The organism is Streptomyces sp. NPDC056948, assembly GCF_042674225.1.
Classification (GTDB): domain Bacteria; phylum Actinomycetota; class Actinomycetes; order Streptomycetales; family Streptomycetaceae; genus Streptomyces; species Streptomyces purpurascens.
Genome location: NZ_JBHUQX010000326.1, coordinates 1 through 11090, shown reverse-complemented (window position 1 = coordinate 11090; position 11090 = coordinate 1). Strand labels below are relative to the sequence as shown.

Below are 11090 nucleotides of genomic sequence, written 5' to 3'. Positions count from 1 at the left end.
GTCTGTCCCACATCAACCCCAAGAAGGGTCAGCGGCTGACGCCCACCTGTTGCAGGGCCTTGCGCAGGGGCTCCCAGCCGATGGAGCGGGGCAGGCCGCGGTTGCGGGCCTGGGTGAGGGGGCGCCAGAAGCCCGCTTCCAGGAGGGTCTCGGGGGGCACCGCGCCGGCCCGTTCGAGGATCGCCTCGGGGACCTTCTGCGGGTCGGGCACCTTGTACTCGGCCATGATCTCGTCGTACTTGTCGTGCAGGACCCGGTTGTTCGGGTCGGCGCCGAAGACGACGAGCTGGCCGGTGGGCGCGGTGTCCACCTGGACCGTGACCAGGTCGGGGCGGTAGCGCGCCAGCACCTCGGTGATCTTGTAGACGTCGCCGGTCCAGGCGTTGGTGTGCCGGTCCCGGGCCGCCTCGTCGACGCTGCGCGGCAGCATGTCGTCGAAGACGATCACGCTGGACCAGTCGGAGTGCTTCTCGACGTTCATGAAGTCGCGCAGGGCGTACTCGAAGATGTGCATGCCGTCGATGAACGACAGATCCAGCGTGGTGCGGCGCCAGTAGCCGATGGGGCTGCGGCCGCGGCGCAGGTTGCGCAGCGGGTGACGGCCGCCCTTGAGGTGCTGGAGGGGGTTGTCACGGGCGAAGAAGTCGTCACTGGTGGCCTTCACCAGGTGGACATCGCACTTCAGCTCCGAGACCACCTTGAAAGCGGGGTCGATCGCAATGCTGGGGACGCGGGACAGACGCAGGCTGCGGCCGTCGTTGACGCCGATCTCCAGGTAGTTGCGATTGGCGCTGACCTTGTGCAGTCCCCGGAGGAACTCATGGCGTTTCACGAAGTGGGACCTTCCTTGCGGATGCGGGGCAGTGCTTCGTGCAGGGCGGAGCGCCAGTCGCGCGGCAGGGGCAGGCCGATCTCCTGCCACCGGCCGTGCGCGAGGGCGCTGTACGCCGGGCGGGGCGCGGGCCGGGGGAAGGCCGCGCTGCTGGTGGGGCGCACCCGGTCCGGGTCGGCGCCGAGAAGGGAGAACACTTCGCGGGCCAGCTCGTACCAGGTGGCCTCGCCGGCGTCGGTGGCGTGGAAGACGCCGTGCGCTTCGGGACCGAGCCGGGGTCCGAGGTCGGCGATCCGCTCGGCGACGTCCGCGCTCCAGGTGGGCTGCCCGCGCTGGTCGTCGACGACGTCGAGGGTGTCGCGGCGGGCTTCGAGACCGATCATGGTCCGCACGAAGTTGGTGCCGTGGACCCCGTAGAGCCAAGCCGTGCGCACGACCGCGCTCGCCCCGGGCAGCTCCTCCAGCACGGCCCGCTCCCCGGCCAGCTTGGTGCGGCCGTAGGCGGTGCGCGGGGCCGGCGGATGGTCCTCCGGGTAGGGGGCGCTACCGGCTTCGCCGGAGAAGACGTAGTCGGTGGAGACGTGGATCAGCCGGGCGTCGTGCGCCGCGCAGGCCCGGGCCAGCAGGCGCGGTCCGGCGCCGTTGATCTCCAGGGCGCGGGCCTCGTCGGTCTCGGCGTCGTCGACGGCCGTGTACGCGGCGCAGTTCACGACGAGGTCGGGGCGGTGCTCCCGCACCGCCGTGGAGACGGCCTCGGGGCGTGTGATGTCCAGGGCGGAGCGGTCCAGGCCCACCACGTCCTCGCCGCGCCGGGTGAGCTCCTCGACGACGTCGTGGCCGAGCATTCCGCCCGCTCCGGTGATCAGCCACCTCATGCGCGCTCCTGGGCGACGCGCCGCTTCAGTGGCTCCCACCAGGCACGGTTGTCGCGGTACCAGGCGACGGTCTCGGCGAGGCCGGTGGTGAAGTCATGGGCAGGGCGGTAGCCGAGCTCGTCGCGGGCCTTGCTCCAGTCGACGGAGTAGCGCAGGTCGTGGCCCTTGCGGTCCTCGACGTACTCCACCCGGTCCCAGTCCGCGCCGCAGGACTTGAGGAGCAGGCCGGTGAGTTCCTTGTTGGTGAGTTCGGTGCCGCCGCCGATGTTGTAGACCTCGCCGGGACGGCCCTTGGTGCGGACGAGGTCGACGCCCTGGCAGTGGTCGTCGACGTGCAGCCAGTCACGGATGTTGCGGCCCTCGCCGTACAGGGGCACCGTCCCGCCGTCGAGGAGGTTGGTGACGAACAGCGGGATGACCTTCTCGGGGAACTGGTGCGGGCCGTAGTTGTTGGAGCAGCGGGTGACGCGCACGTCCAGGCCGTGGGTGCGCTGGTAGGCGAGGGCGAGCAGGTCGGAGGAGGCCTTGGAGGCCGAGTACGGCGAGTTCGGCTGCAGCGGGTGGTCCTCCGGCCACGAGCCGGACTCGATGGAGCCGTAGACCTCGTCGGTGGAGACGTGCACGAACGGGCCCACGTCGTAGCGCAGGGCGGCGTCCAGCAGGGTCTGGGTGCCGAGCACATTGGTGCGGACGAAGTCGGCGGCGCCGGTGATGGAGCGGTCCACATGCGACTCGGCGGCGAAGTGCACGACCTGGTCGGCGCCGGCCATCAGCTTGTCGACGAGTTCGGCGTCGCAGATGTCGCCCTGGACGAACTCCAGCCGGGGGTGGGTCAGTTCGAGGTTGTCGAGGGTGCCGGCGTAGGTGAGCTTGTCCAGCACGGTGATGCGCGGCGCGTCGGGCGCGTCCGAGGCGAGCAGCGCGCGGACGTAGCGGGAGCCGATGAACCCGGCGGCACCGGTGACGAGGAGGTTCATGAAGTGATCTGCACCTTGCTGTGGTCTCCGAGGACGAATCGGTGGGCGCTGGGGACGCTGGGGGCCGGGGTCACCTCGACATGTCGGCCGATCAGCGAGGACTCGATCCGGCCGACGCCCTGGATCGAGGAGTCCCGCAGCACGATCGAGAATTCCACTTCGCTGTCGGTGATCCGGCAGTTCTCCGCGATCGAGGTGAAGGGGCCGACGTAGGAGTCGCTGACGAGGGTTCCCGCGCCGATCACGACGGGCCCGACGATGCGGGAGTTGACGATCCGGGCGCCCTCTTCCACGACCACCCGCCCGATGGTCTGCGAGGCGTCGTCCACAGTGCCGTCGATGCGGCGCTCCATGGCTTCGAGGACCGTACGGTTCACCTCGAGCATGTCGCCGACGTTGCCGGTGTCCTTCCAGTAGCCCTTGATGACCGTGCTGCGCACATCGGCGCGGGAGTCGATCAGGTGCTGGATGGCGTGGGTGATCTCCAGTTCGCCGCGCCAGGACGGTTCGATGGCGCGCACGGCCTGGTGGATCACGGGCGTGAACAGATAGACGCCGACCAGGGCGAGATCGCTCTTGGGCTGGTCGGGTTTCTCCTCCAGGCCGATCACCTGGCCGGACGGGTCGAGTTCGGCGACACCGAAGGCGCGCGGGTCGGCCACGCGCGTGAGCAGGATCTGGGCGTCGGGCCGGCTGCCGCGGAACTCGTCGACGAGGTCGGTGATGCCGCCGACGATGAAGTTGTCGCCGAGGTACATCACGAAATCGTCGTCGCCGAGGAAGTCCTGGGCGATCAGTACCGCGTGGGCCAGCCCGAGGGGCCGCTCCTGAGGGATGTAGGTGACCTTCAGGCCGAACTTCGACCCGTCGCCCACCGCTTCCTCGATCTCCGCGGCAGTGTCCCCGACGATCATTCCCACGTCGGTGATGCCGGCCTCGGCGATCGACTCCAACCCGTAAAAAAGCACAGCCTTGTTGGCCACTGGCACCAGTTGCTTGGCCGACGTGTGTGTGATCGGCCTCAGTCTTGTTCCTGCGCCGCCGGACAGCACGAGAGCCTTCATTCGGTTCACCTTAGTCGCGATCCGGCGGATGTGAACATCACTTCTTTTAGTTGTCGATGCGCGGAGTTACTCGGATCGTCACCGCGCGGTCCCTCGCAGAGCGGTCAGTCCTCGCCCCTGACGATGTTCCACTCCGCCCCGGAGTGTGTGATGCCGGGAGTGGCCCGGTTCTCGACGGCGGGGAGGCAGGTCCGCAGCGCGGCCTTGCCGCGCAGACGGCGTGCCTTCGACCAGCCGGTCTCGGGCCGGCGGACGGCGGGCTTGTCACTCAGGTCCATGGACGTCACGGCTCATCATCTTCCTTCTGGATCCGCTGCCGTTCGAGTAACCAAAGAGAAACCGAACAAACGCGCGTCGAGACGCCTGGACCGAGGCTGTCAACGCGTCTGCGGGGCAGAGCTGTTCACACCCGTCATGCGTTGGGGCGCGCGGCGCTGATGTCGCCCAGCGCGGACTCCGGGTCGCGCTCCATGGCCATGTCGCCCAGGGAGACGATGCCCACGGCGTGTCCGTGGTCGACGACCGGGATACGGCGCACGGAGTGCTCGCGCATCAGCTCCACCGCGTGGACCAGGTCCTCGTCGGGGCCGATGGTGACCAGGTCGTCGCTGCACGCGCCGGCCACGGTGGTCCGCTCCGGATCGGTGCCCTCGCTCACCGACCGGATCACCAGGTCACGGTCGGTGACCAGCCCACGCAGATCGTCACCGTCCGCCACCAGGACGGCTCCGAGGTCCTCGTCGCGCATGATGCGGGCCACCTGGGCGACGGAGGTCTGCGGCCCGACCGTGGCCGGATCGCCGGTCATGATGTCGCGGACGTGCTGAGCCATGACGTTCCTCTTTCCTCTTTCTTTCTTCTTCGGCTCCTGGCGGTTCTCCGTTGTGCGTCGCCCGGGTACCCGATGGACCCGACCGGTCACCAGGAACTCGTGCGGGGCGTTCAGCGCCCCAGCGTCATCTCCGCCCACACCTGCTTGCCGCCGCTGACCGGCAGTGTGCCCCATGTCGCCGAGAGTGCCTCGACGAGGAGGACGCCCCGGCCGCCGGTGGCCTCCCAGCCGATGCTGGTCGGTCTGACCGGGGAGCGGGGCGAGGCGTCGGCGACGGCGACGCGCAGGCGGTTGTTGATGAGGGTGAGGTCCATGCGGACCTGGCCCTCGGTGTGCACGAGGGCGTTGGTGACGAGTTCGGAGACGACGAGGAGGGCTGCGTCGAAGTCCTCGGTGACGCCCCAGGAGCGCAGGGTGCGCCGGGCGAAGCGGCGGGCGTGCCCGACCGCCTGCGGCACGCGCCAGACCGTCCAGCTCTCCCGCAGCGGGCGCAGGTCCATGCCGTCGTAGCGCAGCAGGAGCACGGCGACGTCGTCGCTGCGCTGGGCGCTGCCGAGGAGGGCGTCGGCGACGAGCCCCAGGTCGACGGGGGCGGAGGCGGCAAGCTGGTCGGCGAGACGTTCCATGCCCTCGTCGATGTCGGAGTCGGGCGTCTCGACGAGCCCGTCCGTGACCAGGGCGATCAGGGTGCCGGGCGGGAGCCGGAGCGGGCTCATGGGGAAGTCGGCCTGGGTGATCACCCCGAGCGGCGGGCCGCCCTCGGACTCCGCGATCTCGGTCGTGCCGTCCGGGTAGCGCAGTACCGGCGGCAGGTGCCCGGCCCGCACACACCAGGCGGAGCCCTCCTCCAGATCGATGTCGACATAGGCGCAGGTGGCGAAGAGGTCGCTCTCCATGTCCATGAGCAGCCGGTTGGCGTGGGAGACCACCACGTCCGGTGTGTGCCCCTCGACGGCGTAGGCGCGCAGGGCGGTGCGCATCTGGCCCATGAGGGTGGCGGCGGCGGCGCTGTGGCCCTGGACGTCGCCGATGACGAGGGCGACGTGGTGGTCGGGCAGCGGGATGACGTCGTACCAGTCGCCGCCGAGCTCCAGCCCTGCCGTGCTGGGCAGATAGCGGGTGACGGCCTCGGCGCCCGGCAGGCGGGGCAGTCGGCGGGGCAGGAGCTGGCGCTGGAGCATGCCGACGAGTTCGTGTTCCGCGTCGAAGGCGCGCGCCCGCATCAGGGCCTGTCCGGCGAGGCCGGCGCAGGCGGTGAGCAGGGCGCGTTCGTCGGAGCCGAAGTCGTGCGGCGTGTCCCAGCCGATCAGGCAGGCCCCGGCCATGCGGTTCCCGGCGGGCAGCGGCAGGACGGCGAGGCCACCGGGGCCGACCTCGGCCAGGCCGCGTTCCAGGGCGCTGCCGGCGGGCCAGATCCGGGCGCGGCCCTCGCGCAGGGCGGCGGCGAGGGTGGGCATGGCGCGGACGGGCGCGTCGGGCCATTCGGTGCGCCACTCCCGGCGCCACAGCTCGGGCCAGGCCTCGGGTTCGGGCGGGTCGAGGACGGTGACGACGAGCCGGTCGCTCTCCAGCTCGGCGAGCGCGATGCGGTCGGCTCTGAGCGGCCGGCGCAGGGCGGCGACGACGGCCTTGCCGACGTCGCGGACGGTGACGGCGGTGGCCAGCACAGTGGCCAGGCGCTGGACGCGGGCGACGTCGGTGACGTCGGAGCGCAGCGTGGAGGCGTCGTCGACGGTGCCCACGAGCCGTGCGGGGTGGCCCACGCCGCCGGGCAGGAGGCGCCCGCGCAGCCGGAGCCACTTCGGCGGTCCGGTGGGCTGGAGCACCCGGAACTCCAGCTCCCGGTCGCCGATGGACATGTGGTCGGCCTCCACCACGGACATCAGCGACGGCAGGTCCTCCGGCACGGTCAGGCCGAGCAGGGTCTCGACCCGGCCGTCGAACTCCACGGGGTCCAGGCCGAACAGGTCCAGCAGGTCGTCGCCGGCCCGGACACGGCCGGTTTCCATGGCGAGGCTGAACGCGCCCGGCGGCAGTTCACCGCCCTCGGCGGGCGGGGCCGGTGTGGGGAAGGCGACCGCCTCGGAGATCAGTTGCAGGCACTCGCGATCGTCGGTGTCGAATCCGTCGGGGCGCTCGCACACGGCGAGGAGACAGCCGCCGCCGTCCCCGTGGACGGGCAGGGCCGTCAGGAAGAAGTCCCCGGACGGCACGCGCCGGGCCTGGACGTGCTCGGCGAGTTCCGCGGGGCCCAGCGAGACGGGGCGACCACCGCGGTGGGCCTCGGCGACCGGGGACCGCCCGGTGCGGGGATAGCTGTCGCGCAGTCCGTACAGCGTCCTCGGCACCCCGGCCGACTCCACCAGGCGCAGCAGCTCGCCGTCCTGGCCGGGGGTGTACAGGGCCGCGAACGCGGCGCCGGCGAAGACGAGTGCCTGTTCAAGGACGCGGTGCACTCGTTCCGGCGATTCCTGATCGGCCGCGATCGCTTTGAGGGCACCTTCGGCACGCAGCATTCGCGTTCTGCGTTCTCGGGGTTCTTGGGCGCCCTCACTGACCACGTTGGCCATTACAGCGCTTATGCGACACCTGCGCAGCCCCTGTGAGCGTTCCGTGGACCAGCATCGACGCGAATGCTCGAACGGAACCGAACATGTCTTTACCCATGCGTTCCGCACGCTGTTCTCGTGACAGCCGTGACTGTCCTGGCCCGGCGCGTGGCTGGAAGGCTCAGTGCCGATCACGGAGGGGGACGCATGGACAAGCGGTACGAGGTGTACGCGCTGGCCGACCGGCACTTCTACGAGACACCGGACCGGCTGGCGCGAGGCGGGCAGGAGGCCTCACAGGGGGCGGCCGCGCACCTCTACGAGACGGCCCGCCGGCCCGTGCCCGAGGGCTGGGAGACGGCGCGGATCGGGGACTGGCTGACGATGACGCCGCCCGGTCCGGACGGCGAGCCGTCGCAGGGTCCGGCGCAGGGCTGGAAGATCCACGCCTCGGCGACCCGGGCGAACGCGGAGAAGATCGCCGGGATCGTCTGGGACTACTGCGTCGAGCGGCGTGTCCCCTTCAAGTTCGTGCCCGGCCCGCACCTGCTGCACCTGCGCAACACCAAATACGCGCCCCGCGACGGCAGCGGCAAGTTCGTCACCGTCTATCCGGCCGACGAGGAACAGCTCCACGAGGTGCTGCGCGAGCTGGGCGCGCTGCTGGAGGGCTTCGAGGGGCCGTACATCCTCACCGATCTGCGCTGGGGCGAGGGGCCGCTGTACGTCCGTTACGGCGCCTTCGCGCGCTCGTTCGTCGTGGACGAGCGGGGCTCGCTGGTCCCGGCGGTGCGCGACGGCGCGGGGCAACTGGTGCCGGACCGGCGGACGCCGTCCTTCCAGGTGCCGGAGTGGGTGACGCTCCCGGCGTTCCTCCAGCCGCATCTCGACGCGCGCAACAACACGACGACGGGCGAGCTGCCGTACCGCATCGAGAAGGCGCTGCACTTCTCCAACGGCGGCGGTGTGTACGTGGGCACCGACACCCGCGACGGCCGCAAGGTCGTCCTCAAGGAGGGCCGGCCGCACGCGGGGCTCGCCTCGGACGGGGCCGACGCGGTCGCCCGGCTGGAGCGGGAGAGGCGGGCGCTGGAGCAGGTCGCGGGCACGGGCGTGGTCCCGGAGGTGCGCGACTGGTTCGAGCTCGGCGGCCACCGGTTCCTGGTGATGGACTTCCTCGAGGGCCGTCCGCTCAACTCGTTCTTCGCCGAACGGCATCCGCTGCTGGCCCAGGATCCCGACGCCGGGGCCGTCGCCGCCTACACGGCGTGGGCGCTGCGCATCCACCGCGAGGTGGAGGAGGCCGTGGCGGCGGTTCACGCGCGCGGCATCGTCTTCAACGACCTGCACGTCTTCAACATCATGGTCGCGCCGGACGAGGAGTCGGTCTTCCTCCTCGACTTCGAGGCAGCGGCCCCGGCCGAGGAGAACGGCCGCCAGGTCGTCGCCCACCCGGGCTTCTTCGCGCCGCCGGACCGCCGGGGCGCCGATGTCGACCGCTATGCGCTGGCCTGTCTGCGACTGGCCCTGTTCCTGCCCGTGACCACGCTGTTCGTGGTCGACCGCGGCAAGGCGGCGCATCTGGCCGAGGTGATCTCGGAGCAGTTCCCGGACGTGCCGCGAGGGTTCCTCGACGAGGCGGTCGCGGAGATCACTCGGGAGGTGTCCGGCCGTACGGTGGCCGCTCCCTCCGCACCGGTGGACCCCGGCGACTGGCCGTACAGCCGCGACTCGATGGTCAAGGCGATCCTCGCCTCGGCCACCCCGGAGCGCGACGACCGGCTCTTCCCGGGCGATGTCGCCCAGTTCTCCGACGGCGGCGGGCTCGGGCTCGCCCACGGCGCCGCCGGGGTGCTGTACGCGCTGGACGCCGCCGGCGCCGAGCGGTACGAGGAGGGCGAGCGCTGGCTGCTCACCCGGACGGCACCGGCCCCGGTCGGTACGCCGCTCGGCCTCTACGACGGGCTCGCGGGCGTCGCCCTGGTCCTGGACCGGGTCGGGCACCGGCAGCGGGCGCTGGACCTGGTCGAGGGCATCCTCGCCGAGCGGTGGCAGAACCTCTCCTCCGACCTGCACGGCGGACTGGCCGGACTGGGCCTCGTCCTGGGCCGGCTGGCCGAGACGACCGGCGAGACGGAGCTGCGCGAGCGGGCCGACGAAGCCGCGCGGATCCTCGTACAGCGGCTCACCGAGCCGCCCCCGGCCACGCCCAAGCGGCGCGCCGGACTGCTGCGGGGCGCGAGCGGTCCCGCGCTGCTCATGCTGCGACAGTACGAATGGACCGGCCGGGCGGCATGGCTGGAGGCCGCGGCCATCGCCCTGCGCCGGGACCTGGAGTCCTGCGCGACCCGCGAGGGCGGGGCGCTCGAGGTCGACGAGGGCTGGCGGACCCTGCCCTACCTCGGCGACGGCAGCGCGGGACTCGGCATGGTCCTCGACGACCTCGTGGACCGTGCCCCTGACCTCGCCGGGGAGTTCGAGCAGGCCCGCTCCGGTGTGCTCACCGCGGCCACCTCACGCTTCTACGCGCAGCCCGGGCTCTTCCAGGGCCGCGCCGGAATGATCCTGCACCTCAGCCGCACGACCACGCCGGGCGCGACCGCCGACCGGCTGGCCGGGCAGATCGCCGGGCTCGGCTGGTTCGCGATGGCGTACCAGGGCCAACTGGCCTTCCCCGGCCACCAGATGATGCGGCTGTCCATGGATCTCGCCACCGGAACGGCAGGGTGCCTGCTGGCGCTCGGCGCGGCCCTCGACCCGGCGACCGACGCCCACCTGCCGTTCCTCCCGCCGCCGAACCGGCGGCCCCACTGACGCGGCTCCGCGATCCCGCGGAGTCGTGACACCACCCCGTCCCCACGGATGACCACGGACGGACACCCAACGGAAGGACACACCATGGCACTTCTCGACCTGCAGACGATCGAGTCCGAGGAGCGGACGGACGGCGGCGGCAACAGCACGGTGAGCCTGCTCTCCTGCATCAGCGCCGCGAGCGTCCTGCTCTGTCTCTGACCGCGTCTGCGGTACGGCTCCGGGCGGCCTTCTCCCTTCGGGGACGGGGCCGCCCGGGGCTCCTCCCGTCCCACGAAAGGCCCTTATGAGCACGCGTGGTGACGACGACCCGGCGGCCGGACAGGCCCGCGCGCTGCTGCGTACGGCCACCCGGTACAGCGGGGCCCGCTGTGTGGCCCTGTGCCTGGTGAGCACCGCCGCGATCGGCGCCGGTCTGCTGCTGCCGGCCGCGCTCGGCCGGGCCCTCGATCTGCTGCTGGCGCAGGCTCCGGCGACCCGCTGGGTGCTCTACTGCGCCGGCCTCGTGCTGCTGCTCGCCGTGCTCGACGCGGCGCAGACCGTCCTCACCGGCACCGTCGACGCCCGGAGCACCGCGTGGCTGCGCCGCCTGCTGACCGGGCACGTCCTGGGCGTCGGCCCCCGGGCGGCCGACCGCTTCGGCTCCGGTGACCTCGTCGCCCGTCTGGTCGGCAACGCGGCCGAGGCGGGGACCACGCCCGCGGCCCGGGCGGCTCTCCTGGCGGCGCTCGCCGGCCCGATCGGCGGTGTGGTCGCGCTCGGCCTGATCGACTGGTGGCTCGCGGCCGTCTTCCTCGCCGGGGCCCCCGTCCTGACTCTTCTGCTGCGTGCGGTCTCCCGTGACACCTCGGAGAGCGCTGCCAGGTATCAGCGGGCCCAGGGCCGGATCGCGGCCGCGCTGGCGGAGGCCGTCGAGGGCATCCGTACCGTCCGGGCGGCGGGTACGGAGGACAAGGAGACCGCCCGCGTGCTGCGGCCGCTGCCCGAGCTGTCCCGGGCCGGACACCGCATGTGGCGCGTGCAGGGGCGGGCCGCCGCACAGGCGGTCGCCGTGGCTCCGCTGCTGCACCTCGGGGTCGTCGCCGTGGCCGGTGTGCTGCTCACCCGGGACCGGCTGTCGGTCGGGGACGTCCTCGCGGCCTCGCGG

The 11090-nt window shown here is 71.9% G+C and carries 10 protein-coding genes; 3 read left to right on the top strand and 7 right to left on the bottom strand.

Translation table 11 applies throughout. The annotated features are described in order from the left end of the window. Positions 1–28: 28 nt before the first annotated feature. The 7 genes from ACFTZL_RS32505 to ACFTZL_RS32475 all read right to left on the bottom strand — a co-directional run bounded on the left by ACFTZL_RS32505 (position 29) and on the right by ACFTZL_RS32475 (position 7150). Positions 29–832 (bottom strand): class I SAM-dependent methyltransferase, encoded by an 804-nt coding sequence (locus ACFTZL_RS32505; RefSeq protein WP_382590052.1) that lies wholly within the window; start codon positions 830–832, stop codon positions 29–31. Then, entirely contained in the window at positions 829–1707 is an 879-nt protein-coding gene (rfbD, locus tag ACFTZL_RS32500; RefSeq protein ID WP_382590049.1) for a dTDP-4-dehydrorhamnose reductase, read from the bottom strand. Before rfbD ends, ACFTZL_RS32505 begins: the two co-directional genes overlap by 4 nt. Next, positions 1704–2684, bottom strand: a complete 981-nt coding sequence (gene rfbB / locus ACFTZL_RS32495) for a dTDP-glucose 4,6-dehydratase (protein ID WP_382590046.1) — start codon at positions 2682–2684, stop codon at positions 1704–1706. The genes rfbD and rfbB overlap by 4 nt, the downstream gene beginning before the upstream one ends. Next, positions 2681–3748, bottom strand: a complete 1068-nt coding sequence (locus ACFTZL_RS32490) for a glucose-1-phosphate thymidylyltransferase (protein ID WP_382590043.1) — start codon at positions 3746–3748, stop codon at positions 2681–2683. The genes rfbB and ACFTZL_RS32490 overlap by 4 nt, the downstream gene beginning before the upstream one ends. A 104-nt stretch (positions 3749–3852) precedes the next feature. Further along, a complete protein-coding gene (locus tag ACFTZL_RS32485) occupies positions 3853–4035 on the bottom strand; it encodes a hypothetical protein (RefSeq protein WP_382590055.1) in 183 nt (60 codons plus the stop codon). A 125-nt stretch (positions 4036–4160) separates the two neighbouring features. Further along, the gene (locus ACFTZL_RS32480) at positions 4161–4580 is read right to left on the bottom strand and encodes a CBS domain-containing protein (protein ID WP_382590040.1); all 420 of its coding nucleotides are present in this window, start codon (positions 4578–4580) and stop codon (positions 4161–4163) included. Between the two features lie 110 nt (positions 4581–4690). Next, positions 4691–7150, bottom strand: coding sequence for a SpoIIE family protein phosphatase (locus ACFTZL_RS32475; RefSeq protein WP_382590037.1), 2460 nt, complete (start codon positions 7148–7150; stop codon positions 4691–4693). Positions 7151–7336: 186 nt separating this feature from the next. Here ACFTZL_RS32475 and lanKC point away from each other — a divergent pair, with 186 nt between their 5' ends. The 3 genes from lanKC to ACFTZL_RS32460 all read left to right on the top strand — a co-directional run. Further along, on the top strand, positions 7337–9943 hold the full coding sequence (lanKC, locus tag ACFTZL_RS32470; RefSeq protein ID WP_382590034.1) for a class III lanthionine synthetase LanKC: 2607 nt from the start codon (positions 7337–7339) through the stop codon (positions 9941–9943). Positions 9944–10027: 84 nt separating this feature from the next. After that, positions 10028–10144 (top strand): SapB/AmfS family lanthipeptide, encoded by a 117-nt coding sequence (locus ACFTZL_RS32465; RefSeq protein WP_184587041.1) that lies wholly within the window; start codon positions 10028–10030, stop codon positions 10142–10144. 85 nt (positions 10145–10229) lie between these two features. After that, on the top strand, positions 10230–11090 hold an 861-nt coding region (locus ACFTZL_RS32460; RefSeq protein WP_382590031.1), incomplete at its 3' end, for an ABC transporter transmembrane domain-containing protein.